Raw genomic sequence first — 25,334 nt, forward strand, 5'->3', positions numbered from 1 at the left:
GGAGGCTCTGCCTCCCCCGCCCCCTGGACCCGCGATCAGGAGAGCCGCGGAGTCCGGGGCAGCGCCTCCAGCGCCGACAGATCGGGGATCGGCCGCCGGAACGCGGGCAGGTCCTGGAAATGCCGCTCCAGCGCCAGGGCCGCGTCCAGCGTGAAGGCGTCGGCGCCGCGCGGCCCCACCACCTGCAACCCGAAGGGCATGCCGTTCTCGTCCCGCCCGCAGGGAACGCAGATCGCCGGATGACCGGTCATCGAGATGCCGTAGGTCACGCCGGAGGTGTCGAAATACCCGGTCAGCGGAATGCCCTCCATCTCCGTCGGGAAGGGCTGCATCTTCGGAAAGGGCGTCAGCGCCTGGCAGGGCAGCAGCAGCAGGTCGTGCCGCGTGAAGAAGTCCTGGAAGGCGCGATACACCCGCGTCTGCTCGGCATGCGCCTCCGCCAGATCGGAGAGGCTGTAGCGCAGCCCCTCCTCGTAGTTGCTGCGCGTGTTGCCGCCGAGCAGGTTCGGGTCCTGCTCGTAATACTTCCGGAACCCCGCCAGGAAGTTCGTGCAGCGGATCACGCGATAGGCCCGGTCGATCCCGGCCATGTCCGGGTCCTCCGCCTCGCAGCGCCCCAGGGCCGGCGCCAGCGCGGCCATGCGGGAGAGGAAGACGCGGCGGATGCTCGGCGCCACCGGGGCGAAGCCGAGATCGACGGTGGTCGCCACCCGAAGCGACGAAAGGTCCACCGGCCGGCGGAGCGTCAGCCCCGCCGGGTCGGCCAGCAGCGGGTTGGCCATGGGGTCGCGGCTGTCCGCGCTGGCCATGGCGCCGAGCAGCAGCGCCGCATCTGCCACGTCCCGCCCCATCGGCCCCTGCACCGACAGCACCGACCAGCCCTGCCGCCGCTTCTCCGAGGCGACGAGGCCGGGGGTGGGGCGGAAGCCGACCACGCCGGACCAGGCGGCCGGCTTGCGCAGCGACCCGCCGGTGTCGGACCCCGTGCAGAGCGGCAGCATGGAGGTGGCGAGCGCCACCCCCGACCCGCCGCTCGACCCCGCGCAGGACAGGGCGGGATCGAAGGCGTTGCCGGTCGCGCCATAAACGGCGTTCAGCGTGTTGCCGCCCGTGCCGAATTCCGGCGTGTTGGTCTTCGCGACGATGATGGCGCCCGCCGCGCGCAGCGCCGCCACGACCCGCTCGTCCGTCTCCGGCACATGGTCGCGGAACATCGGTGAGCCATAGGTCGTGCGCAGCCCGGCCGTGTCGTTCAGGTCCTTCACGCCCAGCGGCAGGCCGTGCAGCGGGCCGAGCGTGTCGCCACGCATCACCGCGGCCTCGGCCGCCCGGGCGGTGTCCAGACCCCGCTCGAAATCGGTCGCGACCACGGCGTTGACGGCGGGGTTCACCGCCTCGATCCGGCGAATGCAGTCCCGCAGCAGCTCTACCGGAGAGATCCGGCGCGTCCCGATCAGCCGGCGCAGCTCGACCGCCGACAGGTCGCACAGAAGGGACCCGCTCACGGCGCCCGCCGCGTCGCCATGGCGAGCGTCGCCTGGCTGGCCTGGGGCGTGTAGACGAGGTCCGGCCGCGTCGCCCAGGTGGAGACCCAGAAGACCAGCGGCAGGATCGCCCGATCGTTCATGACCGTCACCATCGTCTCCTGAAGAAGAGCGCGGCGACGGTCGTCATCCACCGTCACAAGCGCCTGCCGGATCGCCGCGTCCACCTCCGGGTTGGAGTAGCGGCCGCGGTTCGAGCCGCCGAAATCACCGCCGCGCGTGTGGACGATGCCGACGAAGGAGCCCGCCGCCTCCCCGGTCCCGGCGCCCCAGCTGTGCAGCATGTGCGACAGCTCGTTGCGGGCGGTCCGGGCGGAATAGACGGTGTGCGGCATCGTCTCGACCGAGGTTCGGATGCCGATGCGGCCCCACATCTGCGCGATCACCTGCACCGTGCGCACGGCGTTGACGATCCGGTCGTTGCTCGTGTGCAGGACGATGCGGAAGCCGTCGGGATACCCGGCCTCGGCCAGGAGCCGGCGGGCGCGCTCGGGATCCGGCGTCTCCGGCTGGATGGCCGGGTTGTAGCCGAAGAAGCCCTCGGGCACGAGCTGGTTGGCCCGCACCGCCTCGCCCTCGTTCACCCGCTCCACGATCACGTCTCGGTCGATCGCGAGCGAGAGCGCCTGCCGCACCCGCAAATCCCGCATCGGGTTGCGCGGCAGCGGCTGGCCGGCATGGTCCGAGGCATTGCCGGGGATCGGCACCTCGTTGTGCACGTCCACCGAGAGGAAGGTCATGCGGTTGGTCGCGCCGGACCAGAGCCGGACGTTGCCCTGCCGGCGCAGCCGGGCGATGTCGGTGCTCGGCACCTCGTTGATCATGTCCACGTCGCCCGCCAGCATCGCCGCGACGCGCGCGGGGCCGAGGGGGATGATGCGGAACGTCACGCGCTCCCAGGGCTCCGCACCACCCCAGTAGCCGGGGTTGCGCTCATAGACGATCCGGTCGCCGGGCCGGTGCTCCACCAGCCGATAAGGACCGGTGCCGATCATCGCCCGCCCGCCCTGGTAATCCGCCGTCGTCGCGCCCTCCCCATGGCGGCGGGAGACGATGGCGACGGAGCTCAGGTCGATCGCCAGCAGCGGCGAAGGCCCCTCCGTCCGCAGCCGGATGGTGTGGGGATCGACGATCGTCCAGCCCGCGACCTGCTTCGTGTAGGTGCCGAAGGAGGAGGGGCTGTTCGGCACCCGCGGCGCGCGCTCCAGGGAGAAGGCGACGTCATCGGCGGTGAAGGGCGTGCCGTCGTGGAAGGTCACGCCGCGGCGCAGCCGGAACTCCCAGGTGGTGTCATCGACCAGCCGCCAGGACTCCGCGAGCCCCGGCGTGATCTGCTGGTTGGCATCCTGGTGCGTGAGGGAGTCGAAGACGTGCCGCGCCTGCGCGTTGTTCACGCCGTTGTTGTGGAAATGCGGATCGAGCGAGGTGGGTGCCGCGGCCAGGCCGACGCGCAACTCCTGCGCCCCCGCCGGACCGTGCAGGGCCAGAGCGACGAGCAGGATCGCCAATCCACGGGCAACGAGGCGGGGGATGGTGGTCATCGCGAACTCCTGATCCCTTCCAGCGAGAACGGTGCCGCGACGCGCGGCCTCCTTCAATCCGGCTCCAGCAGATCGGACAGCGTCGCGTTGAACGCCTCCGCCGCCTCGTAGCTGACCCAGTGTCCGGCGCCGGGGATGACGTGGAACGGGGCCCCCGGATCGGCGGCGTGGATCACCTCGCGCCGCGACGCGATGGCGCCGCGCGCCACGTTGTCCTCCCCGCCCCAGATGGCGGCCAGCCGGCCCCGCAGACCGGGCAGGCTGCGGCGCAGGATGTCGGTCTTGCTGATCTCCGGGCTGCGGACGCGGCCGGACTCGGCGTTGAACTCCTGCAGATGCAGGGCCAGGGGATCGATCCGCCCGGGATCGGCGAACATCATGACCTCCAGCGTGCGCCGGTGCACCGCCATCCGCGCCGCGCGATCCTCCAGCCGCCGCCAGGACCCCATCGGCGCCAGCGGCGCGAGCGGCAGGCCCAACCCGTTCGGCCCGACCATCACGAAGCGCCGCAGCGCCGGCCCGAGCTGCAGCGCCACCCGCCCGCCGAGAACGCCGCCGAAGGAGAAGCCGGCCAGGTCCACCGCGGCGCCTTTCGGCAGCAGGCGGCGCAGCCCTTCCACGACGATGGCCGCCATGGCGTCCGCGTCCTCGGGGTCGGGCGGCGTGGCGGACTCGCCCATCCCCGGCAGGTCGGGGGCCAGCACCTGCCTTCGCCGCGACAAAGGGAGCACGTTTCGGATCCAGTGGTTCCAGGACCCGTAGCCGCCGTGCAGCAGCACCAGCGGCGGTCCCTCCCCCCAGATGCGCCAGACCAGCACGCCATCCCCGCAAGGCGTCTCCACCCGCCGCGCCAAGCCGGCGAATCGCGCCTCGATCGCCGCCGGCGTCTCGCCCAGCGCGGAGAGGTCGGGCGGGATCGCCGCGGTCACCTCCGTATCCACCGCCCCGCTCACACGACCTTCCGGGCGCGCAGGCCGGCGATGGCGGCCGCGTCATAGCCCAGCTCGCCCAGCAGCGCGTCGCTGTGCTCGCCGAGTTCCGGCGTCGGCAGGCGGAGCGTCTCCGGCTGCGGCGCGGCGGAGAGGTTGATCGGCTGCCCCACGACGCCGAGCGTGCCGAGGCTCCCGTGCTCCACCTGGCGCGCGATGCCCAGGTGGCGGACCTGCGGGTCCTCGAAGGCCTGGTCGATGCCGTAGATCGGTCCGCCGGGCACGCCCGCCTCGATCAGCAGCGCATCCCACTCCGCGCTGCTCCGCTTCCGCGTCTCCTCCGCGATAGCGGCGTTCAGCGCCTCGCGGTTGCGGCGGCGCAGGCGGCTGTCGGCGTAGTCTGGATGATCCACCAGGTCCTCGCGCCCGAGGACGCGGCACAGGCGGCGGAACAGCCGGTCGCCGGCCGCCGCGATGTTCATGCTGCCATCCGCGGTGGGGAAGACGCCGGTCGGCACCCCAGTCGGGTGCTCGTTGCCGGCCTGGCCCGGCACCTCCCCGTCCATGAGCCAGCGGCTGGCCTGGAAGTCCAGCATGGCGATCTGCGCCTCCAGCAGGGAGGTGTGGACCCACTGCCCCTCCCCCGTCCGTTCCCGGTCCAGCAGCGCGATCAGCACGCCCTGGGCGAGGAAGTGGCCGGCCGTCAGGTCCGCGATCGGGATGCCGACCCGCACCGGCCCCTGTCCCGGCAGGCCGGTGATGGACATCAGCCCGCCCATCCCCTGCGCGATCTGGTCCACGCCGGGACGCGTCGCATAGGGCCCGTCCTGCCCGAAGCCGGAGATGCTGCCGTAGACGATGCGCGGATTGACCGCCCGGCAGGCGGCGTAGTCCACGCCCAGGCGCGTCTTCACGTCGGAGCGATAGTTCTCCAGCACCACATCCGCCGTCTCCACCAGCTTGAAGAAGACCTCCCGCCCCTCAGCCTCTTTCAGGTTCAGCGTCAGGCCGCGCTTGTTCCGGTGCAGGTTCTGGAAGTCGGAGCCGTGCCGCTTGCCGATGAGCCCGCCGCCGGGCTCGTCGTCCAGCGCCGCCGGCGGTTCTATCTTGATCACGTCGGCGCCCCAGTCCGCCAGTTGCCGCGCCGTGGTGGGACCGGCGCGATGCGCCGTCAGGTCCAGGACGCGGATGTGCGAGAGCGGCAGACGCGATGACGACAAGCTTGCCTCCGATCCCGGCGATCCGGACCGGGAAACCGCCATGCGACCATGCGCGGATGGGGGCCGCAAGCGTCCGCTCCGCGCGTTCGCGGCGGGGCACCGGCCCCGCCCGGCTCCGACGTCATCGCCAGACGCGGCATGCGCCACGATCGGAGCGGGGCCGCGGACCATGCCGCGGCCTCCGGCTCACGGTCACGCCGCCTCCCCATCCCCCGCCAGGATGGCCGCCTCCACCATCCCGGCCGGGATGGCGACGGAGCGCGCCGCCTCGCGGATCTCCTCCCAGCTTCGGTCATCAAGCGGAATGCCCCCGGCGAGCCGGTCCCGCCGGCGACGGCGCTCCGGCTCTCCGGCCACCAACACCGCCTCGCCGGGCACCGCCGGGGCGGAATCCCGGGTATGGGCGATGATCGCCTCCAGCTCCGCCTGAAACGCCTCCGTCGAGCAGAGGCGCGCGGGATCGATCACGAAGGAGAGCATCCCGTTGGTCGTCGGCCCATCCTTCGGCGTCGCGGGCTGGTTCGTGCCGGCCCCGGTCAGCGCGCCACCGAGGATCTCGCACATCAGCGCCAGCCCCGATCCCTTGTGCCCGCCGAAGGGCAGCAGGGCGCCGCGCGGCGCGTTGAAGAAGTCGCCCGGCTCCGTCGTCGGCTGTCCCTCGGCATCGATCAGCGCACCGGCGGGAACCTGCCGCCCGGCATTGAGCGCCACCCGCACCTTGCCGGCCGCGATCGCGCTCGTCGCGAAGTCCAGGATCACGGGCGCCTGCCCCGGCCCGCCGGGAACCGCGATGCAGATGGGGTTCGTCCCGAAGCGCCCGCCGCGGCCGCCGAAGCTGGCCACGACCGGCTGGCCGGAGATCACGTTGACGAAGTGCAGGGAGACGAGCCCGGCCGCGCAGACCTGCTCGCCATAGGCGCCGACGCGGCCGATATGGTGGGTGTTGCGCAGCGCCGTCACGGCGATCCCACCGGACCGGGCGGTGGCGATCGCCCAGTCCATCGCCTCCCGCGCGATCACCTGGCCGAAGCCGAGATTCCCGTCCACCACCGCGAAGGGCGCATCGTCCCGGACGAAGCGGGCGTGCTGGTTGACCCGCAGCTCCCCGGCGATCTGCCGCCGCACATAGATCGGCAGCAGCACCACGCCGTGGCTGTCATGCCCCTGAAGATTCGCCTCGACGAGGTCGTCCGCCACGATGGCGGCCTCGGCCTCGTCGCTGCCGGCCGCGCGGAAGATCGCCCGGGCGAGCGACCGCAGCCCCTCCGGCGCCAGCCGCATCACGGCCGCCTCGCCATCACGCCAGGTGCTTCTTCAGAAAGTCGCAGAGCGCCAGGTACTCCTGGTGCACCGTCGGTCCGTCGCGCCACACGCGCAAGAAGCCGTGCAGCATCCGCTTCGGCTCGCGATAGGTGACGTCGTTGCCCGCCAGAGCCAGCTTCGACGCGTAGTGGCGCCCGTCATCGCGCAGCGGATCGCATTCCGCGTGATGCACGAAGGCCGGCGGCAGGTTGGTGAAGTCCTTCGCTTTGGCCGGCGCGGCATAGGGGTCGTCGGCGTACTTCGAACCGGAGAAATAGAGGTCCGAGAACATCTTCATCCGCGCCGTGGTGAGGCTGATGTTCTCCCCGTGCTCCACATAGGAGGGCAGGGTCGGATCCTCGCCGGTGCAGCCGTAGATGATGGCCTGGGCACGAACCGCCGGGCCGTTCCGGTCGCGCGCCGCCAGCACCACGGCGGCGGTCAGGTTGCCGCCCGCGCTCTCCCCACAGACCGCGATGCGGGAGGGATCGCCGCCCACTTCGGCGCCGTGCTTCCCGATCCACTCCAGCACGCCGTAGCAGTCGTTGAACGCCGCGGGATAGGGATGATCCGGCGTCAGCCGGTAATCCACGCTGACCACGATGGCGCCGGTGCCCTGGCACAGCCCCCAGGCCTGCGTGTCGGAGCTGTCGAGGTCACCCATCATCCAGCCGCCGCCATGCATGTACATCAGGAAGGGCAGCGGCCCGGTCGCGCCGGGCGGGTAGTAGAAGCGGACGGGCACCTCGTGATCCGCCGTCGGGATCTTGCGATCCTCGGTGCGGATCTCAGCCGGGCGCGGGATGGTCATCGCGCCGCTGTAGAACTTCCACGCCTCCTTCATCTCCGCGGGCGTCTTCGCCGGCGGCATCTTCCGCCGCGTCGCGATCATCGGCGCCATGTCGGGGTGGAATTCCGATTCAGCGTCCATGGGGCCTCTCCGATCCGGGGATGTGTTTGCCTGACCGGGGAAGGTTAGGGGCCGTCAGCGACGGCCGGCAAGCGACGATCGGACGAGGAACTCCAAAAAATGAAAATCCAGCCTCGCCCTGCTGGTTGTTCTGCCATCTCGTGAAAATCTCCCTTGTGTTTTTCAGCTCCAACCTCGACCCTCTTCGGGATGGCCTCCGGACCACCAACCTCCGCCCTGCGTCGCAGCAACCCGCCCGCGCCCGCGGCTGAAATCCCCGCATCAGCAGGCGAACGGCCCGATGACGACGCGACGCTCGGTGCCCAGCTCCGGGCGCTACGCAAGGCGCGCGGCCTGTCGCTGCAGGAACTGGCGGCCTCCGCCTCCCTCTCGGTCGGCCTCATCAGCCAGGTGGAGCGGGGCCTCTCCAGCCCCTCCGTAAAGACCCTTCGTGCCTTGGCCGACGCGCTGGGCGTGACCGTCGGCTGGCTCTTCCACCACGGCGCGGTCCCGCCCGCGGAGGAGCACGGCCTCGTCCTCCGCCGCGCGAACCGCCGGCGCATGACCCTGAACGACGGCGCCGTGGTGAAGGAGTTGCTGACGCCGCGCCTCGACAGCCAGCTCGAGATGCTGATCGTCAACGTCACGCCCGGCGGCTCCTCCGGCCTCGAGCCCTACACCCATGCCGGCGAGGAATGCGGCCTCGTCCTCGAGGGTGAGCTCGACCTCTGGGTGGAGGGCCGCCGTTTCCGCCTCTCGGAGGGCGACGCCTTCGGCTTCGTCTCCGGACGGCCCCATCGCTTCGAGAATCCCGGAACCCGGCCGGCGCGGGTCCTGTGGGTGATCACCCCCCCGACCTTCTGACGCGCCGCGAGGAGACCCGCTTGGCCCCTTTCACCCGGAAGCCCCTGCCGCCAAGCCTCTACGCCGACACCGCGCGCCCGCCGATCGAGACCCCGCCGCTCGGGGGCGACCACCGCACGGCCGTCGTCATCGTCGGCGGCGGCTTCACCGGCCTGTCCACTGCCCTGCACCTCGCCGAGGCCGGCACCGCCTGCATCCTGCTGGAAGCGCACGAGCCCGGCTGGGGCGCCTCCGGCCGCAACGGCGGCCAGGTCAATCCCGGTCTGAAGCCGAATTACGGGGAGGTGGTGAAGGCGTTCGGCCCCGATCTCGGCCGCCGCATGGTCGCGCTCTCCTCCGGCGCGCCGGACTTCGTCTTCTCCCTCATCCGCCGCCTGAACATCGATTGCGAGCCGCGGCAGACCGGCACGCTGCGCGTCGCCTTCCACGACAACGACGCCGCCTCCATCCGCCGGACCTACGAGGACGGGCGCGACCACGGCATGCCCTTCGAATTGCTCGACGCCGCTGCCCTCCGCACGGCCACCGGCACCACCCGCTATGTCAGCGGCGTGCTGGACCCGCGCGGCGGCCACCTCAACCCGCTGGGCTATGCGCGCGGCCTCGCCGAGGCCGCGCAGCGGGCCGGTGCCCGCATCCACGGCGGCACGTCGGCCCTGCGCCTCTCGCAGGACGGCCGGGGATGGCGGATCGACACGCCGTCCGGGACCGTGCGCGCGGACAGGGTGGTGCTCGGCACCAACGGCTACACCGACTCCCTCTGGCCCGGCCTGGAGCAGACCGTCGTGCCCGTACACAGCGGCATCGTCGCGACCGAGCCCCTGCCAGACGCGCTCGCCGCCGCGATTATGCCCGGCCGCTCCTCGCTCTACGAGATCGGCAAGGTCACGGTCTATCTGCGCCTGGATGCGGGAAACCGCCTGCTGGTCGGCGGCCGCAGCTTCTCGCGCGACCTCGCCGGGCCGGAGGCGCTCGCCTACCTCGCGCGCTACGGCCGGCGCCTCTGGCCGGCGCTGGACGGCGTGCGCTGGACCCATGGCTGGAACGGCCGCGTCGCCGTGACGACTGACCACTACCCGCATGTCCACGCGCCGGCGCCGGGCATCCTGATCGGCCTCGGCTACAACGGGCGCGGCGTCGCCATGGCCAGCGCCATGGGCGCGCAGCTGGCCCGGCGCCTGCAAGGCGGGCCGGACACGCCGATCGACATGCCGATTACCGGCATCACGCCGATCCGCTTCCACCGCTTCTGGCCCGTCGGCGTGACGGCCCGGATCCTCTACGGCCGCGCGCGAGACGCGCTCGGCCTCTAGATCTTCGCAGAAGGACGACGACGCGGATGCAGATGACGAGACGCGGCCTGGGCCTCGGCGCGATGGCGGGCCTCGCGCTCGACTCCGGTGCAGCCCACGCCCAGGCCAGCGGCCCCTTCCCCAACCGCCCGATCCGCATGATCGTGCCCTGGCCCGCCGGCGGCGCCACCGACATCCAGATGCGCACGATGTGCGAGATCGCCTCCCGCCGCCTCGGCCAGCCCGTCATCGTCGAGAACAAGACCGGCGCGAGCGGCACGATGGGCGCCATCACCCTGGCGGGCGAGCAGCGGGCGGACGGCTACCTCCTCTCCCAGATGGGTCTGGCGGTGTTCCGCAACCCGCTGATGTCGCAGCGCCCGATCTACGACCCGATGCGGGACTTCACCTGGATCATCCACGTCACCGGCTACCTCGCCGGCATCGCGGTCCGCGCGGACGCGCCTTGGCAGAATCTGCAGGAGCTGTTTGCCCATATCCGCGCCAACCCTGGCCGGGTGAACTACGGCAGCCCCGGCGTCGGCAGCGCCAGTCACGTCACCATGGAGGAGATCGCCCAGCGCGAGCACCTCGACTGGGTCCACATCCCCTTCCGCGGCGCGCCGGACAACATCCAGGCCCTGCTGAAGGGCGAGACGCAGTTCCTCGTGGAATCCAGCGCCTGGGCGCCGCTGGTCGAGGCCGGGCAGCTCCGCCTCCTCGCAACCTTCGGGTCGGAGCGCGCGAAGCGCTTCCCCAACGTGCCGACGCTTCAGCAGGCCGGCGTGGACATCGTGGGCGACCAGCCCTACGGCATCGCCGGTCCGAGGGGCATGGACCCGCGGATCGTGCAAATCCTGCACGATGCCCTCAAGGAAGCCCTGTACGACCCGGCGCATGTGGCGGTGCTGGACCGCTACGACATGCCGCTCCTCTACGCCGACAGCGAGGAGTATGCCCGGCGCGCCCGGGCCCAGTACGAGGCGGACCGCGTGATGATCCGCGCGCTGGGACTGCGGATGGACTGACGATCGGTCCCGGGGACCGGGACCAGAGCGCGGGACGCCGCTAGGCAGCCCCGACCGGCTCGGCGGCGATCCGCACCATCCCGCCATCCGCGGCCGCCCGCTCCAGCCTCGTCAGGAGGCCGGGCACCTGGTCCGCCGGGAGCGGCCGGCTGAACAGGTAGCCCTGGGCCTGCTCACACCCCTTGCGCGAGAGGAGCTGCAGCTGCTCCTCCGTCTCCACGCCCTCGGCCGTGGTGGTCATGGTCAGGCCCTCGCAGAGGCCGGTGACGGCCCGCACGATCGCGTTGCTCTTCGGCGAGCGGCCGAGGTCCCGGATGAAGGAGCGGTCGATCTTCACCTTGTCGAAGGGGAAGCGCTGCAGGGTGCTGAGGGACGAGTAGCCGCTGCCGAAATCGTCCATCGCGATCCGGACACCGAGCGCCTTCAGCCCGTGCAGCACGGCCAGGGTGCTCTCCGTGTCGTCCAGCATCGCCGTCTCGGTGATCTCGAGCTCCAGCCGGGCGGGGTCGAGTCCCGAGACCCGGAGCGCATCCCGCACCACGTCCACGAGTCTGCGGCTGCCGAGCTGCACGGGGGAGAGATTGACGGCCACGATCGGCGCGCCCCGCCAGGCCACGGCGTCGGCGCAGGCCCGGCGCAGCACCCATTCGCCCAGCGGGACGACCAGGCCGATCTCCTCCGCCAGCGGGATGAAGCGGTCGGGCGGCACCAGGCCGCGCTCGGGGTGGTGCCAGCGGACCAGCGCCTCGAGCCCGCTGATCCGGCGGGAGCGCACATTGACGATCGGCTGGTAGAAGACCTCGAACTCCTCCGCCTGCAAGGCGCGGCGCAGGTCGAGCTCCAGCGCCCGGCGCAGCTGCATCCGCACGTCCATCTCCGGCTCGAAGAAGCGGCGGCGGCCCCGTCCCTCCGACTTGGCGCGGTAGAGCGCCATGTCCGCCGCCTTCAGCAGCGCGTCGGCCTCCTGCCCGTCCCCGGGCGCGACGGCGATGCCCACGCTCGTCCCGATGACGACCTGATGGCCGTCCAGCTCGAAGGGCCGCCCGATGGTCTCCACCAGCCGGTCGGCCAGCTCGGTCGCGTCGCGCGGCTGGTCCACGCTCGCCTGCACGATGACGAACTCGTCGCCGCCGAGGCGCGCGAGGAGGTCGGTTTCGCGCAGCTCCGCCCGCAGCCGCGCCGCCACCTCCCGCAGCAGGGCGTCGCCGACGGAATGGCCGAGCGTGTCGTTGACCTCCTTGAAGCGGTCGAGGTCGAGATAGAGCGTCGCGAAGCCCTCCCCCCGCTTCGCCCGCGTCAGGGAGTCCTCCAGCTTCTGGCGGAGGGGGCCCCGGTTCGGCAGGCCGGTCAGCATGTCGTGGTGCGCCATGTGCGCGACCCGGGCCTCCGCCTCGCGCCGCTCGGTCACGTCGATGACCACGCCGACAGCGCTCAGCGGCTGCCCCCCCGCGTCGTAGGCGAAGCGGGCGCGTGCCTCCATGTGGCGCAGCCCGCCGCCCGCGCGGTGGTGGATGCGGTACTGGACGCCACCCTCCGGCCGCCGCGCGGCCAGGCAGCGCCGCACCTCCGCGGCCACGCGGTCCCGGTCCTCGGGCAGGACGAGGTCGAACCACGCCGCTTCCGGCATCGGCCCGTCCTCTTCCGGCAGGCCGTAGAGCGCGCGCAGCTCGGCCCCAGGCTGGACGAGGCCAGCGACGAAGTCGTGCCGGAAGTTGCCGATCCGACCGACCTCCAGGCTCAGATGCAGTAGGGACGCCGCCTCCCGCGCCGCGGTGACGTCGATCACCACGCCGATCGAGCCGAGCGGCCGGCCATCGGGATCGTAGCTGTAGCGCGCCCGCGCCTCGATGTGCCGCAGCACCCCGGTCACGGGATCGCGGACGCGATAAATGAGCTGCACCTCCGATTGCTGCCGCGCCAGCGCCTCGCCGATCAGGCCCCGGACGCGCCCACGATCCTCCGGCACGATCGTCCGGATCCAGTCCGCCTCCAAGACCGGAACGTCGCCGGGCGGAAGGTGGTGCAGCGCCCGCGTCTCCGGGCCGCATTCGATCTCGCCCGCACGCCGGTGGTCCCGCGTGAAGGTGCCGAGCCGGCCGGCCTCGAGACTCAGGCGGAGCAGCGCCTCGTTCGCGCGCAGCCGCTCGGCGGCCGCGCGGCTCTCCGTGACATCCTGCACGATGCCGACGAAGCGCAGGGGCCGGCCCTCCTCGTCCCGGGCGGAGGTCACGGCGCTGATCCGCGCCCAGACCGTCGTGCCGTCCGGGCGGAGGTAGCGGATCTCCGCCTCCCAGGTCCCGGTCCGGGCCGCGGCGCGCCAGTTCCGGCCCACGATCTCCCGGTCTGCGGGCCAGATCGTGTCCGCGGGTCCCAGCCCGCCGGTAAGCTCGGCCGCATCGCGGCCGACGATGGCGCAGAAGCCGCGATTCACCCGCAGGTATCGTCCCGTGGCGACGTCCACCTCGGTGATCCCGACATTGCTGGTGTCGAAGATCGCGCGCAGCGCGTCGTCCCGCTCCGCCAGGCCCCGCGCCGCCCGCTCCCGCTCCTGCGACACGGCGAGCCGCGCCTCGGCCGCCAGCCGGTCCGTCTCCAGCTGCCGCAGCGCCGCCCGCTGCCGACCCTGGCGGATCATCATGATCGCTCCGACGAGGATCGCGACCTGCAGCACGAGGATCGTGAAGCGAAGATGCTCGACCTCGCCGTTGTCCGCGGCGAGCACGGCGGCGTGCTCGACAATGACGATGCCCGCGGCGCCGAGAGCCAGGACGAGGCCCAGCCCGGCCCCGAGCAGCGCGGGCCTGATCGTCGCGCCCATGAGCCCCGTCCGGCCTCGCGGGCCGGTCGGGGCTGCGGGGCGGATTCCCTGGCGAAGGGCCCTGCGGAGGAACGACGGCATCGGGACCACCCTCATGGGTCTGGCATGGGTGGCGCCGGCCCGTGGCCGCACGCAGCCGGCCACCCCTCTGTGACCATCCCAGTCTGGACCCGATCGGTTAACCTCCGATGATCGGAGCGCCACGGTCGCCGCCCCGGACGCTGCCGTCATCGGCAGACGCAGGGGCCGCGAACCACAGTTGAAGGAACACGCATGGCCGAGCGCCCTTTCCACGCCCTTCCCTGGCACGCCACGCCGCGATGGCCGGAGAGGGGTTCCCTGACGTGAGGGCCATCCGCATCGCTCGCTACGGCGGCCCCGAGGTCCTCCGTCGCGAGGACATCCCCGTGCCGGAGCCCGCGCCGGGCGAGGCGCTGGTCCGCCTCCGCCACGCCGGCATCAACTTCATGGACGTCCACACGCGGCAGGGAAAATACGAGACCTCGCACACCTACCCCGTCCGCCTCCCCACCACCCTCGGCGTGGAGGGCGCGGGCGAGGTCGTGGCGCTCGGCCACGACGTGCGGGACCTGCGCGTCGGCGACCGCGTCGCCTACTGCCTGCACTGGGGCAGCTACGCCGAATACGCGGCCGTCCCGGCCTGGCGCCTCGCCCCGGTGCCGGACGCGCTGCCGCTGGACCGCGCCGCGGCCGCGACCTTCCACGGGCTGACGGCGCACTACCTCGCGCACGACCTCGGCCGCGCCGGACCGGGCGTCACCTGGCTCGTCCACGCGGCCTCCGGCGGGATCGGGCAGATCCTCGTGCAGATGGGATCGCGCCTCGGCGTCACCGTGCTCGCCACCACCTCCACCGAGGAGAAGGCCGCGGTGGCCCGCGCCCGCGGCGCCACGGCCGCCTTCCCCTATGAGGGCTTCGCCGACGCCGTCCGCGACCGGACCGATGGCCGCGGCGTGGACGTCGTGTTCGACGCCGTCGGCAAGCCGACATTGCGGGAGAGCCTCCGCGCCACGCGCAAGCAGGGACTGGTGGTCAATTACGGCGCCGTCGGCGGCGCGGTGCGCGATCTCGACCCGATCGAGCTCGGAGAGGCCGGCTCGCTCTTCCTGACGCGCCCGCGCCTCGCGGACCACCTGCCCGACGCCCCCACCATCCGCCGCCGCGCTGCCGACGTCTTCGCCCATCTGCTGGACGGCACGCTGACCATCGAGATCGCCGGCCGCTACACCCTGGACAATGTGGAGGAGGCGCACGCGGCGCTGGAGACGCGCCGGGTGGTCGGGAAGCCGGTTCTCGACCTACCCTGAGCGCCAACAAGACCGAGGACACGACCGGAATGACGACCCGCCGCACCCTGCTGCTCGGCGCGCTGGCCGCGCCCGCCATACTGGGACGGGGCGCCCGCGCCCAGGGCACGCGCTTCCCCGACCGGCCGATCCGCATCATCCTGCCCTACGCGCCGGGCGGCCAGTCCGACACCGTCGCGCGGCTCATCGCGCCGCGCATAGGGGCGGCGCTCGGCGGCGCCTCCGTGGTGGTCGAGAACCGCACCGGCGCCGGCGGTTCCATCGGCGCGGGGATCGTCGCCGGTGCCCCGGCGGACGGCCACACCCTCCTCTTCGACGCCCCCTCCTTCCTCATCGTGCCCTTCGCTGTCCGCAACCTGCCCTTCGACTACGAGAAGGACTTCGTCCCGCTCGGCCTCGCGGTGTCGCAGCCCTACGTCCTCGGCGTCACCGCGTCCTTCCCCGGGCAGGACCTCGCGGGGCTGGTCGCGCACGGGAAGACCGGCAAGTCCATCGGCTTCGGCACGCCGGGGGTGGGCAGCATCGGGCACCTCGCGGGCGCGCTGCTCGGCAGCCGCGCCGGGATCACCATGGAGCACGTCGCCTATCGCGGCGGCGCCGACGCCGCGCGCGACCTCGCGGCCGGCAACCTGGAAGCCGCGATCATCACCCCCAACTCGCTGGACGTGGTCGTGCAGACCGGCCGCGCCCGCGCCCTCGGCCAGACGAGCGAGCGTCCCAGCCCCCTGCTCCCCGGCATCCCGACCATCGCCTCCGCCGGCTTCCCCGGCTTCGACCTGACGAGCTGGAACGCCGCCTTCGCCCGCGCCGGCACGCCGGAACCGATCCTGGAGGCGCTGGACCGCGCCTTCCGCGCCGCCGTGGACGATCCCGCCGTGCAGGACGCCTTCCGCCGCATGGGCGGCGAGCCCGGCACGGAGAGCCGCGCCGAATTTGGCCAGCGCCTGCTGCGGGAGCGCGCCCTCGTCCGCGACATCGTGGAGCGAACCGGGATCACCTTCTGATGTCGCCCGCCCCGCCCCTCTCCCGCCGCGCCGCGGAATTCGTCGCGGCCATCTCGCTCGACCGGTTGCCGGACCGCACGGTGCACGCGGCCAAGCGCCTGATCCTCGATACGCTCGGCTGCGCCCTCGGCGCCGCGGACGCGCCGCCCGTGCGGATGCTGGAGGCGATCCTCCCGCCCCCGGCCCCCCCCGGCGCCCGCTGCCTCGTCACGGGGCGGCGCACCACGGCGGAGGGCGCGGCGGGCGTGAACGGCGCCCTCGTCCGCTACCTCGACTTCATGGACGTCTACTGGTCCCGCGACATCTGCCACCCCTCCGAGAACATCCCCGCCGCCCTCGCCTGCGTGGAGGAGGCTGGCGGCAATGGCCGCACCCTGATCGAGGCGGTGGTCGCGGGCTTCGAGGTGCAGATCCGCCTCTGCGACGCCTTCTCCTTCCAGGACCGCGGCTTCCACCACGTCAGCGCCGCCGGCTTCGTCGTGCCGCTCGTCGCCGGCAAGGCCTGGGGCCAGTCCGCGGCGGCGATGGCGCATGGCAGCGTCCTCGGCGGCATGCGGCACCTGACGCTCGGCGTGATCTCCCACGGCAAGCTGAGCATGGGAAAGGCGATCGGCTATCCCCTGAACGGCGCCGAGGCGATCACCGCCGCACGCCTGGCTGGCGCCGGCTTCACCGGCCCGCTGGAAGCCTATGAATGGCTCTTCCGGAAGACGGCCGGCCCCGACGAGAACCCGGACTCCCTCGCCCTCGACTTCGACCGCTGGCGCATTGAGGGCGTGAGCCTGAAGAGCTTCCCCGTGCAATACGCGCTCCAGGCCCCCGTCGCCGCCGCCATCCGCCTGCACCCCGCCCTGCGCGGCCGGCTGGAAGAGGTGGCGTCCATCCGCGCCCGCGTCCTGCCGGACACCCTGAAGCGCGCCGCCGACCCCGCGAAGTTCCATCCCACCGACCGCGAGACCGCCGACCACAGCCTTCCCTCCTGCATCGCCATGGCGCTCCTCGACGGCGCGCTGACCGAGCACCAGTTCGAGGCCGGCCGCTTCCGCGATCCCGACGTGATGCGCCTCACCGCCCTTGTGGAACCCGTCGCCGATCCGGACTTCATCCGGCGCCTCCCCGCCGGCCGCCCCGGCGCGGTGGAGGTGCTGCTCCGGAACGGCGAGCGGCTGGAAGCCGTCGAAGAGGTCCCGCTCGGCGATCACAGCCGCCCGATGGACGACGACACGCTCCGCGCCAAGTTCCGCGCCCTGGCCGAGCCGGTGGTGGGCGCGGACCGGGCCGCCCGCATCATCGCCTTCGTTGAGGCGCTGGAGACGCAGCCCTCCCTCGATCCGCTGCTGGACCTCTGCACGCGTCCCGCGCAGGATCGGGGACCGTAAGCTGTCGTGCCGGTGACTCCGGGGGAGAGAAGGAATTCTCTCCCCCGGACCCCCACTCATCTTTTTCTATCCGGCTGCCGCAGAAGGCGGAGACGGGGTCACGCCCATCTCCGCCTTCCGCGGCAGCCTGATAAAAGACGATGAGGGTGAGGGCTCCGGGGAGAGGGAGAATTCCTTCTCTCTCCCCGGAGTCGCCGCGGCACGTATCAAGGAGAAGACCACATGCGCCTCGCGAAGCGCCTCGCCCTCGGCCTCTCGCTGATCCTCGCCGGCCCGGCCATGGCCCAGAACCTGCGCATCGGCATCCAGGCCCCGCCCAGCACGCTGGACCCGCACTGGCTGCTGAATCTCGCGAACACGGGCGCCCTGCGGAACATCTACGACACGCTCGTGGCGCGCGACGACCAGATGCAGCTCCGCCCCGGCCTGGCGGAATCCTGGCGCGTGGTGGATGACACCACCTGGGAGTTCAAGCTGCGCCCCGGCGTGCGTTTCCATGACGGTTCGCCGCTCACCTCCGCCGATGTCGCGGCCTCCTTCCAGCGCGTGCCGAACGTGCCGGGCAACCCGAACCCCTACACGATCTACCTCTCCGGCGTGACGGGCGTGGAGCCGGTGGACGACCTCACCTTCCGCATCCGCACCAGCGGGCCGCTGCCGATCCTGCCGACGAACCTGACGCAGATCTTCATCGTCCCCCGCTCCGTCGCCGGAAAGGGCAACCCCGAGTTCAACACCGGGGAGGCCGCGATCGGCACCGGCCCCTTCCGCGTCACGAGCTGGTCCACCAACGCACCGCTGGTGATGCGCCGGAACGAGAACTGGTGGGGCGGCCGCGTGCCATGGGAGACGGCGAGCCTCGTCCCCATCCCCGTCGATTCCGCCCGCGTCGCGGCGCTGCTCGCGGGCGACGTGGAGTTCATCAACAACGTTCCGCTGCAGGACACCTCCCGCATCCAGGGCGACCGCCGCTTCGCCCTCTTCGCCGGTCCCTCCATCTACGCCGCCAACATCTACCTCGACGTGGAGCGCCAGAGCGCGCCCGGCGTGGACGCGGGCGGGCAGAACCCGATGCGCGACGTCCGCGTGCGCCGCGCCATGTCGCTCGCCCTGAACCGTGACGGCATCGCCCGCCAGATCATGGAGGGCTACGCCGATCCCACCGACCAGCCCGTGCCGCCCTTCATCTTCGGCGCCATCCCGGACCGGCCCGTGCCCGCCCAGGACCTGAATGCCGCCCGCGCCCTGCTGAACGACGCTGGCTTCCCCCAGGGCTTCGGGCTGAACCTCTTCTGCTCCCCCGCCCGCACGCCGCGCATCTGCCAGGCCGTCGCCGCGGCCTGGACCCGCATCGGCATCCGCACCACGGTCGAGGTGGTGCCGCAGGCCACCTTCCTCCCCCGCCGTAATCGCCGGGACTACGGCGTCTTCCTCTCCGTCTTCGGCTCCCTGACGGGGGAGACCTCCTACATCCTCTCCTCGCAGCTCCACTCCGTCGGCACGGTCCCCGGCCTCGGCACGCTGAACTTCACCGGCCTCGGCGCGCCGGAGACGGACGCGCTCATCGTGCGCGCCCGCGCGACGCTGGACGATGCGGAGCGCGCGCGCCTGCTCCGCGGCCTCGTGCAGCACACGGTGGATGAGAGCCTCATCATCGGCGTCGGCCTGCTGCGCTCCGTGAACGCCGGGACCGCCGGGCTGACCGCCCGCGCCCGCGCGGATGAGGAGGTGCTGGCCGTGGAGATCGCGCCGCGCTGAGGCGGCACGGCCTCACGGCTCCAGCCGCACGCCCGTGCGGGCGACGACGTCGCGGAACTTGACAAGCTCGGCGCGGAGGAAGGCCTCCGCGTCGGCCGGCTCGTTCGGCCGCGTCCAGGGGGCGACGCCCGCCACCAGCAGCCTCTCGCGCAGCCCGGGCTCCGCGATCGCGGCGCGCGCGGCGCGGTTGAGCTGCGCCGTGATCTCCGGCGGCAGCCCGCGCGGGCCGATGATCGCGAACCAGTTCTCCAGGTCGAAGCCCGGCAGCGCGGTCTCGTTCAGCGTCGGGATGCTTGGAAAGGACGGGAACCGCTCCAGCCCTGTCACCGCCACGCCGCGCACCCGCCCGTCATTCACCTGACCGGCGGCGGAGGCGAGCACGGCCACGCCCCACTGCGTCTCCCCCCGCGCGATGCTCTCCACCATCAGCCCGCCGGATCGGTAGGGCACATGCGGCAGGCGGCCGCCGAGCCCGATGAGGGTCGCGAACATCTCGGCCGAGAGATGCGGCATGGAGGCGACGCCGGAGGAGGCGAAGGGCATCGTCTCCGGCGCGGCCTCCCGCAGCCGCGCGACCGCCTCCGCCGGCGTGCGCGCGGGCGAGCCCGGCGGCACCACCAGGATCATCGGTCCCGTTCCGACGATGGCGATGTGGGTGAAATCCGCCACCGCGTCGTAGCGCGTCCCGCCCTGCACCGCGTTGGGCGCCAGCGCGTGGGACGACGCTTCCACCAGCATCAGCGTGTGCCCGTCCGGCGCCTGGCGGCGCAGCCAGTCGCTGGCCACGATCCCCGCCGCGCCGGGCCGGTTCTCCACCACCACGCGCCCGTTGCCGAGCGCCGGCCCCAGCCGGTCCGCGACCAGCCGCGCCGTGACGTCGGTGGACCCGCCCGGCGCGAAGCCCGTGACGAGCGTGATGGTCCGGTCGGGATAGGCCAGCGCGGGCGCGGCCAGGCCGGCCGCCAGGGCCCAGCCGAGAACGGCACGACGGATCATGATGACGACCTCCCCATTTCTGTTGCGGGAATGGTCACGTTCCGGCGGCCGCGGCGCAAGCGAAGGATGGGACCCGGGCCGGGACGCCCGCCGGCGCCGCGCCCGGAACCGTTGGTTGCCGCCGACCGCCCGGGGGAAGTCTCCCCGGGTCAGTTGCCGCGCAGGTGCAGGTAGCGCTCGTCGAACCCCCCGGCCTCGGCGAGTCCCTCCCAGTCCAGGATCATCAGCTGCGCCTCGATGAGGGTGATCAGCCCGGCCCGGCGCAGCGCCTGGAGCGTCCGGTTCACGTGCACCACCGAAAGGCCGAGCGCGTCGCTGATCTCCGTCTGGGTCATCGGCCAGTCCACCGCCATGCCCCGCGCCAGCCCCACCGCCTGAAGGCGGACGAAGACCTCGCACATCAGGTGGGCGACGCGCTGATAGGCGTTCCGTCGGCCAAGGCTGGTGATCCGCTGCCGGAACACCGAGGCGTCGATCATCGTCTCCTTCCACAGCGCCCGGGCGATGCGCGGGTGATGCGCCGTGATCTCGTTCATCACCGCGTGCGGAACGGTCGAGACCGTGCAGGGCGTGATCGCGGCCAGGCTGTGGTCCATCTCCGGCAGCACGAGGCTGTGGCTGTCGATGAAGTCGCCGGGGAACTGGAAGGACAGGATCTGCCGCCGTCCGTCCGGCAGCAGGTGGTAGCGGCAGGCGAAGCCCTCGAGGAGAAGGGTGCACTCCTTCGGCCGCGAACCCTCCTGCACGATGTCCTGGTCGGCCTCGATCCGGATCGTGTTGGTGCAGGCGCGCTGGAGCAGGGCGAGCTCCGCCTCGGTCAGCGGCGCAAGGTACCGGAGCTTCCGGACCATGGGGCTGCCAGGGTCCGCCACGTCGTCGTTCGAGGCCATCGTCAGGTTTCGCGCGGGGGCGGGGGTTGGATCGAGACGTGCAGGACAAAGAGGATGGCGCCGCTCCCGTCGGCCACCTCCATCCGCCAGGGCAGGCCTTCCCGCGGCCGCGCCTGGCTCTCCCGCAACGTCAGGCCGGCCGTGTCCACCGCCTGCCGGCGGGCGGCCTCGAGGTCCGGCAGCTCGGTGCCCTCGAGGTCGGGGGAGGCTTGACCGTCGTGGACGTGGAAGAAGTACCGGGGCAAGGCGACGTCCTCCCTCTCCAGCGCAGGGTGAGCGGGAGGAGCACCGGTTGCGGAAGCCTCCATCCGCCCCCGGTGGCACGGCATTCCGCAGCCCCGAATCACCCAACGCTTCTATCCCGTTCCTCCGCGAACCGTCCAACCCGGGGGAGGCCCGGCGGGCCGCCCGTGGACAGTCCGCCGCCCCCGCGCCACAAGCCGCCCACCCCGCCCCGGCCGGAAGGACGACAGCATGCCCGTGACGAAGATCGGCACCAGCGAAGCCCTGTTGGAGGAGCTGCGCGGCTGGGTCCTGCAGGAGACGCCGACCACCGATCCCGCCGCCGTCAACGCGCTGATGGACAAGGCCGAGGCCGGGCTGCGGGAGGCCGGCGCCATCGTGACCCGCATCCCCGGCCGGGACGGCTACGGCGACAACCTGATCGCCCGCACGCCCCCGTCCCTCGCCTCGGGCAACGCCCGCCCCGTCGTCATCGCCGGCCATCTCGACACGGTGTGGGACCACAAGACGCTCGACACCTCGATGCCGTGGAAGGTGGAGGGCGACAAGGCCTACGGCCCCGGCATCTACGACATGAAGGCCGGCTCCTTCCTCGCCTTCCACGCGGTGCGGGAGATCCTGCGCCAGGGCGTCCGCACGAACTCCCCCATCACCCTCATCCTCACCCCGGACGAGGAGGTCGGCTCCCCCACCTCCCGCGCCATCATCGAGGAGGAGGCGCGCCACGCCCGCGCCGTGCTCATCCCCGAGCCGGCCGGCGGCACCCAGGGCGCCTGCGTCACCGCCCGCAAGGGCGTCGGCCGCTTCGTGGTGACCATCGAGGGCGTCTCCGCCCATGCCGGCGGCAACTGGTCCGAGGGCCGCAGCGCGGTCGTCGCGCTGGCCGACCTCATCCAGAAGGTGCACGCCATGGTGGACCTGGCCGGCGGCACCACCACCAACGTCGCGCCCGTCTGGGGCGGCACCCGCCCCAACGTCATCCCGCCCGAGGCCGGCTGCGAGATCGACCTCCGCGTCGCCACGGCCGCCGATGGGGAGCGGATGGAGGCCGCCATCCGCGCCCTCGCGCGGGAGGAGGACGGCATCAAGGTGACGATCACCGGCGGCATGAACCGCCCGCCCTTCGCGGAGGATGCGGGGATCGTGGCGCTCTACGAGCGCGCCCGCGCCCTGGCGAAGGAGGCGGGCTACGACCTGCCGAAGCAGCACCGCGGCGGCGGCTCCGACGGCAACTTCACCGCGGCGCTCGGCGTCCCGACGCTGGACGGGCTCGGCTGCACCGGCGCCGGCGCCCACGCGCCCTACGAGCACATCCTCTGGCGCGACCTCGCCCCGCGCGGGCAGGTGATCGCAGGGCTGCTGGAGACACTGTAGGCCCGGCCACGGGTTGGGCGACGCGCAACGGCCCGAACTCGGGAACTGGGCTGGCAGGTCATGTCGAAGCGAATCGCCCCGGGATGGATCGTCTTCGAGAGCGTCGAGAACGACCAGCATGACCGATGCGTCGACCTGTTCCGGCGCACCGACGGAAGCTGGGGCTTCGAGGAGTTCCGCCGGGACGTCGAGGACGCCGGCGCCTGGACGCCGGTGGCCTACCATTCGGCGGTCATCCACCCCAGCCGCGAATCCGCCTGGGCCGCCGCGATCCACGCCGTGGCTTGGCTGGCCCCGAGCGCCGTCGAGCGCCCGCCGCAGCCGTGACGCGCGCTCAGGACGTCCGTCCGCCGCGCCGGCCTGATTCGGGGAGCGTGGCAACCGGCGGTTGCGCCGGCCGCCGCACCCGGCCGCAGGGCGGGCGGCATGGCCCGCGGCGCGCCGAGCTGCCCATGACGAAGGCGGGATCGGGACACACCTGGCGCCGATTTGCGCGACGGCCCCCTTGATCGGCAGAAGAAGGTGGCTTTTTTCGACCGTGCCGCCGTATCAGTCCGATCACGCCATGACCCCCACCCGCCGCGCCCTCTCCGGTAGCCTCCTCCTCGCCCCCCTGCTCCCGCTGCTTCGGCCGGAGCGGGCGGTGGCGCAGGCCTGGCAGCCCACCCCCACCCCGGTCGCCCTGCCGGTTCCCGCGGTCGTGCCGCCCCCGCCGGACATGCGCGCCGTGCTCCGGCAGGCCGCCGCCGCCATGCCCGCGGCGAACGCCCGCGGCCGCGCGGCCGTGACCCGCACGCTGGAGCGGCTGGACGACCACGGCCTCGACCTCTCCTCCGGCCGGGTGATCGTCGCGAACATCGCCGCGCAGGAGCTGATCGCCTACCAGGACGGTCGGGAGGCGCTGCGGTCCCGCATCATCGTCGGCACCCCGCGCACCCGCACGCCGCAGCTCGCGAGCTTCGTCACCTCGGTCCGCGCCAACCCGCCGTGGTACGTGCCCACCAGCATCGAGGCGGAGCTCCGCGCCAAGGGTCCCTCCGGGATCACGGGCTTCCGCGTCGTGGGCGGCCGCCTGATCCAGCCGCCCGGCCCGACCAACCCGCTCGGGCCGCTGCGGATCGGCCTGATGGATTCGGACGGCATCTTCCTGCACGGCACGAACAGCCCGCGCCTCTTCGCCAGCGCCGGCCGCACCCTGTCCCACGGCTGCGTCCGGGTGGAGCGGGTGCGCGACCTCGCGGCCTGGCTGCTCGGCATCACCCCGGCGGCGGTGGACGCCATGGTCGCCACCGGCCGCACGCTGGAGCGGCTGCCCGTGGCCGAGGTGCCGGTCTTCCTCTCCTACCTGACGGCCTGGCCGATGACGAACGGGCGGGTCGCGGTGTTCGGCGACCCCTACGGCTACGATCAGCTCGGCGTGCGCGGGGGCTTCCGCCGCGTGTCCCGCCCGGTGGTCGGCACACCGGCCGAAGCCGAGGCGGCCGCGCGCCCGGGCCCGGCGGCGGACAACCCGCTCTAGGAAGAAGGCGGGACACTCGGCGCCCGCCACACCCACGCGGCTCGCCACCGTCCGGATCGGCCGCCGCGGACAGGTGCTGATCCGTGCCGCGGTATCCTGATCGCGGCACGATCGGCTCTGCGGCTACCGTGCGCCGGCAGCGCCTTCCTGCTCATCGGATGTGGTGCCCAGGATGTGGCCTCACCGCTGGCGGGATATGACGCTCCCCTGCCCCGCTTCACGCCGAGCCGCCCTCACGGCGGTGCGCCGGGCGGCGCCGGCAGGTCATGGGCCGCCCCGTCGTTGAAGTACTCCTCGTCCATGATGTCGGCCAAGCCGGCCTGCTCCAGCGCGCTGACCTGCGCCGGAACGGGGCCGAGGATGGCCCGCATGCTGGCGTCCATGCGTTCGGGCTGGCCGAGCACCAACCCGAGCGCGACGAGATCGGCGGCGATGGCCCCTTCCTCGGGGGCGAGGTAGCGGTTGGTGGCGTCGAGCGCGGCGCTGTCCGGGACCCGGATGAAGACGATGCGCGTTGCCGAGGGAAGCGCCTCATGCGAGATGAAGGTCGCGCCCGACATGACGCCGACGAGGATGCTCGCCGGCGGAGCGGGCACGTGCAGGGTGAGGAACAGCGGCGCTCCGCCTTCGGGCTCCCGCAGCGTGAAATCCATCGAGAGGCGCCCGATCTGGATCTCGCCGTCCAGCTGCACGAGCCGTCCGAGCAGGTTCTCGGCATAGGTGGCCACCAGCCTGCCACGGCCATCGGGCTGGAGCCGTAGGGAGCCGCGGATCAGCGACCCGCGGTACCGCGGCGACCAGGCGAGGGAATAGGCGGCGAAGGCACCGGCCAGGCCGGCTGTCCCGCCGAACAGGCCCGTCGGCCTCGGCTCCGCCCGCCGGGCCGGGATGTCCGGGACGGCGGGAGCCTGCGCCCCGGTGCAGGCGGCGAGCTCGGCCGCAAACTCCTCGACGCTGCAGCCGGCGATCCAGCTTCCGGGCTTCGTGCTGCCGATCACGGCAGCCAGATCGGCATAGACCGAACTCGCGCGCGGAAGGGAGCGGCCCTGCATCCACTTGTTCAGCCGCTCGAGATCGCACTGGGTCGCCGGATTGACCTCACGGAAGCGGGCGCAGAACGCCTTGCGCGACGCACATCCGATCGCCTCCGCCGCCATGCGCAGCTTTACGGCCAGCATTTGCGTGATCCGATCCGGCCTTCTCATGGGAAGAGACGCGCGCCATCAATGATCGGGGCACGCTGGAATGTCCAGGAATAGTCAGGAAGCCCGGCCGGACCTCCCGGCTCCCCACGATCCGCCTGCCGCTGGACAGCGTGAAGCATGACGTCGCGCACACGGCCAGCATGCCCGTGGAATCGATGGGAACCTTCGGCCATGCCAGGCTGGATGCAAG

Annotated in this window: 21 protein-coding genes; 10 read left to right on the forward strand and 11 right to left on the reverse strand. The window is 72.5% G+C overall.

Annotated features, from left to right (window positions below):
• Positions 1–35 precede the first annotated feature (35 nt).
• From ACP6CK_RS13580 to ACP6CK_RS13605, 6 genes are all read right to left on the reverse strand, one after another.
• Positions 36–1,505 (reverse strand): amidase, encoded by a 1,470-nt coding sequence (locus ACP6CK_RS13580; protein ID WP_426959548.1) that lies wholly within the window; start codon positions 1,503–1,505, stop codon positions 36–38.
• The gene (locus ACP6CK_RS13585) at positions 1,502–3,085 is read right to left on the reverse strand and encodes an ABC transporter substrate-binding protein (protein ID WP_426959549.1); all 1,584 of its coding nucleotides are present in this window, start codon (positions 3,083–3,085) and stop codon (positions 1,502–1,504) included. Before ACP6CK_RS13585 ends, ACP6CK_RS13580 begins: the two co-directional genes overlap by 4 nt.
• 53 nt (positions 3,086–3,138) lie before the next feature.
• Entirely contained in the window at positions 3,139–4,038 is a 900-nt protein-coding gene (locus ACP6CK_RS13590) for an alpha/beta fold hydrolase (protein ID WP_426959550.1), read from the reverse strand.
• Positions 4,035–5,234: a CaiB/BaiF CoA transferase family protein gene (locus ACP6CK_RS13595; protein WP_426959551.1), complete on the reverse strand. Its 1,200-nt coding sequence runs from the start codon at positions 5,232–5,234 to the stop codon at positions 4,035–4,037. The genes ACP6CK_RS13590 and ACP6CK_RS13595 overlap by 4 nt, the downstream gene beginning before the upstream one ends.
• A 192-nt stretch (positions 5,235–5,426) precedes the next feature.
• Entirely contained in the window at positions 5,427–6,515 is a 1,089-nt protein-coding gene (locus ACP6CK_RS13600) for a malate/lactate/ureidoglycolate dehydrogenase (protein WP_426959553.1), read from the reverse strand.
• A gap of 16 nt (positions 6,516–6,531) precedes the next feature.
• Positions 6,532–7,467, reverse strand: a complete 936-nt coding sequence (locus ACP6CK_RS13605; RefSeq protein WP_426959554.1) for an alpha/beta hydrolase — start codon at positions 7,465–7,467, stop codon at positions 6,532–6,534.
• A 189-nt stretch (positions 7,468–7,656) separates the two neighbouring features.
• On the opposite strand from ACP6CK_RS13605, the gene ACP6CK_RS13610 reads away from it, so the two are divergent.
• Genes ACP6CK_RS13610 through ACP6CK_RS13620 form a run of 3 tightly spaced genes read left to right on the forward strand, consistent with a single transcriptional unit; the run spans position 7,657 to position 10,630 of the window.
• A complete protein-coding gene (locus ACP6CK_RS13610; RefSeq protein WP_426959555.1) occupies positions 7,657–8,310 on the forward strand; it encodes a cupin domain-containing protein in 654 nt (217 codons plus the stop codon).
• Positions 8,311–8,330: 20 nt separating this feature from the next.
• Positions 8,331–9,623, forward strand: coding sequence for an NAD(P)/FAD-dependent oxidoreductase (locus ACP6CK_RS13615; RefSeq protein WP_426959556.1), 1,293 nt, complete (start codon positions 8,331–8,333; stop codon positions 9,621–9,623).
• Positions 9,624–9,655: 32 nt separating this feature from the next.
• Positions 9,656–10,630, forward strand: a complete 975-nt coding sequence (locus ACP6CK_RS13620) for a tripartite tricarboxylate transporter substrate binding protein (RefSeq protein ID WP_426959557.1) — start codon at positions 9,656–9,658, stop codon at positions 10,628–10,630.
• Positions 10,631–10,670: 40 nt separating this feature from the next.
• On the opposite strand, the gene ACP6CK_RS13625 is transcribed toward ACP6CK_RS13620, so the two are convergent.
• Positions 10,671–13,448, reverse strand: a complete 2,778-nt coding sequence (locus ACP6CK_RS13625; protein ID WP_426959559.1) for a sensor domain-containing protein — start codon at positions 13,446–13,448, stop codon at positions 10,671–10,673.
• Positions 13,449–13,792: 344 nt separating this feature from the next.
• On the opposite strand from ACP6CK_RS13625, the gene ACP6CK_RS13630 reads away from it, so the two are divergent.
• The 4 genes from ACP6CK_RS13630 (at position 13,793) to ACP6CK_RS13645 (ending at position 18,917) form a co-directional block, all read left to right on the forward strand.
• Positions 13,793–14,776: a quinone oxidoreductase family protein gene (locus tag ACP6CK_RS13630; protein WP_426959560.1), complete on the forward strand. Its 984-nt coding sequence runs from the start codon at positions 13,793–13,795 to the stop codon at positions 14,774–14,776.
• Positions 14,777–14,805: 29 nt separating this feature from the next.
• Positions 14,806–15,780 (forward strand): Bug family tripartite tricarboxylate transporter substrate binding protein, encoded by a 975-nt coding sequence (locus ACP6CK_RS13635; RefSeq protein WP_426959561.1) that lies wholly within the window; start codon positions 14,806–14,808, stop codon positions 15,778–15,780.
• A complete protein-coding gene (locus ACP6CK_RS13640; protein ID WP_426959562.1) occupies positions 15,780–17,159 on the forward strand; it encodes an MmgE/PrpD family protein in 1,380 nt (459 codons plus the stop codon). The genes ACP6CK_RS13635 and ACP6CK_RS13640 overlap by 1 nt, the downstream gene beginning before the upstream one ends.
• Before the next feature lie 222 nt (positions 17,160–17,381).
• Complete coding sequence (locus ACP6CK_RS13645; RefSeq protein WP_426959563.1) at positions 17,382–18,917, forward strand: ABC transporter substrate-binding protein; 1,536 nt, start codon at positions 17,382–17,384, stop codon at positions 18,915–18,917.
• Positions 18,918–18,929: 12 nt separating this feature from the next.
• On the opposite strand, the gene ACP6CK_RS13650 is transcribed toward ACP6CK_RS13645, so the two are convergent.
• From ACP6CK_RS13650 to ACP6CK_RS13660, 3 genes are all read right to left on the reverse strand, one after another.
• Positions 18,930–19,913: a Bug family tripartite tricarboxylate transporter substrate binding protein gene (locus tag ACP6CK_RS13650; protein WP_426959564.1), complete on the reverse strand. Its 984-nt coding sequence runs from the start codon at positions 19,911–19,913 to the stop codon at positions 18,930–18,932.
• A gap of 149 nt (positions 19,914–20,062) precedes the next feature.
• Positions 20,063–20,803 (reverse strand): Crp/Fnr family transcriptional regulator, encoded by a 741-nt coding sequence (locus ACP6CK_RS13655; protein ID WP_426959565.1) that lies wholly within the window; start codon positions 20,801–20,803, stop codon positions 20,063–20,065.
• Between the two features lie 2 nt (positions 20,804–20,805).
• Positions 20,806–21,048 carry a DUF6894 family protein gene (locus ACP6CK_RS13660; protein WP_426959566.1) on the reverse strand — a complete coding sequence of 81 codons (243 nt, stop codon included), beginning with the start codon at positions 21,046–21,048 and terminating at the stop codon, positions 20,806–20,808.
• Between the two features lie 229 nt (positions 21,049–21,277).
• On the opposite strand from ACP6CK_RS13660, the gene ACP6CK_RS13665 reads away from it, so the two are divergent.
• The 3 genes from ACP6CK_RS13665 to ACP6CK_RS13675 all read left to right on the forward strand — a co-directional run bounded on the left by ACP6CK_RS13665 (position 21,278) and on the right by ACP6CK_RS13675 (position 23,939).
• A complete protein-coding gene (locus ACP6CK_RS13665; RefSeq protein WP_426959567.1) occupies positions 21,278–22,420 on the forward strand; it encodes a M20 family metallopeptidase in 1,143 nt (380 codons plus the stop codon).
• A 60-nt stretch (positions 22,421–22,480) separates the two neighbouring features.
• On the forward strand, positions 22,481–22,747 hold the full coding sequence (locus tag ACP6CK_RS13670; RefSeq protein WP_426959568.1) for a hypothetical protein: 267 nt from the start codon (positions 22,481–22,483) through the stop codon (positions 22,745–22,747).
• 238 nt (positions 22,748–22,985) lie between these two features.
• Complete coding sequence (locus ACP6CK_RS13675) at positions 22,986–23,939, forward strand: L,D-transpeptidase family protein (RefSeq protein WP_426959569.1); 954 nt, start codon at positions 22,986–22,988, stop codon at positions 23,937–23,939.
• Positions 23,940–24,172: 233 nt separating this feature from the next.
• Here the strand turns inward: ACP6CK_RS13675 and ACP6CK_RS13680 are convergent, their stop codons facing one another.
• Positions 24,173–25,117 (reverse strand): hypothetical protein, encoded by a 945-nt coding sequence (locus ACP6CK_RS13680; protein ID WP_426959570.1) that lies wholly within the window; start codon positions 25,115–25,117, stop codon positions 24,173–24,175.
• Positions 25,118–25,334 lie beyond the last annotated feature (217 nt).

Source organism: Muricoccus radiodurans (genome assembly GCF_050154705.1).
Lineage (GTDB): Bacteria > Pseudomonadota > Alphaproteobacteria > Acetobacterales > Acetobacteraceae > Roseomonas > Roseomonas radiodurans.

Excerpts from the sequence above, each read along its gene's own strand:
- ACP6CK_RS13585 (WP_426959549.1), bottom strand. The coding sequence starts at position 3,085 with ATGACCACCATCCCCCGCCTCGTTGCCCGTGGATTGGCGATCCTGCTC.
- ACP6CK_RS13600 (WP_426959553.1), bottom strand. The coding sequence starts at position 6,515 with ATGCGGCTGGCGCCGGAGGGGCTGCGGTCGCTCGCCCGGGCGATCTTC.
- ACP6CK_RS13605 (WP_426959554.1), bottom strand. The coding sequence starts at position 7,467 with ATGGACGCTGAATCGGAATTCCACCCCGACATGGCGCCGATGATCGCG.
- ACP6CK_RS13610 (WP_426959555.1), top strand. The coding sequence starts at position 7,657 with ATGGCCTCCGGACCACCAACCTCCGCCCTGCGTCGCAGCAACCCGCCC.
- ACP6CK_RS13620 (WP_426959557.1), top strand. The coding sequence starts at position 9,656 with ATGACGAGACGCGGCCTGGGCCTCGGCGCGATGGCGGGCCTCGCGCTC.
- ACP6CK_RS13625 (WP_426959559.1), bottom strand. The coding sequence starts at position 13,448 with ATGGGCGCGACGATCAGGCCCGCGCTGCTCGGGGCCGGGCTGGGCCTC.
- ACP6CK_RS13635 (WP_426959561.1), top strand. The coding sequence starts at position 14,806 with ATGACGACCCGCCGCACCCTGCTGCTCGGCGCGCTGGCCGCGCCCGCC.
- ACP6CK_RS13640 (WP_426959562.1), top strand. The coding sequence starts at position 15,780 with ATGTCGCCCGCCCCGCCCCTCTCCCGCCGCGCCGCGGAATTCGTCGCG.
- ACP6CK_RS13645 (WP_426959563.1), top strand. The coding sequence starts at position 17,382 with ATGCGCCTCGCGAAGCGCCTCGCCCTCGGCCTCTCGCTGATCCTCGCC.
- ACP6CK_RS13650 (WP_426959564.1), bottom strand. The coding sequence starts at position 19,913 with ATGATCCGTCGTGCCGTTCTCGGCTGGGCCCTGGCGGCCGGCCTGGCC.
- ACP6CK_RS13655 (WP_426959565.1), bottom strand. The coding sequence starts at position 20,803 with ATGGCCTCGAACGACGACGTGGCGGACCCTGGCAGCCCCATGGTCCGG.
- ACP6CK_RS13665 (WP_426959567.1), top strand. The coding sequence starts at position 21,278 with ATGCCCGTGACGAAGATCGGCACCAGCGAAGCCCTGTTGGAGGAGCTG.
- ACP6CK_RS13670 (WP_426959568.1), top strand. The coding sequence starts at position 22,481 with ATGTCGAAGCGAATCGCCCCGGGATGGATCGTCTTCGAGAGCGTCGAG.
- ACP6CK_RS13675 (WP_426959569.1), top strand. The coding sequence starts at position 22,986 with ATGACCCCCACCCGCCGCGCCCTCTCCGGTAGCCTCCTCCTCGCCCCC.
- ACP6CK_RS13680 (WP_426959570.1), bottom strand. The coding sequence starts at position 25,117 with ATGCTGGCCGTAAAGCTGCGCATGGCGGCGGAGGCGATCGGATGTGCG.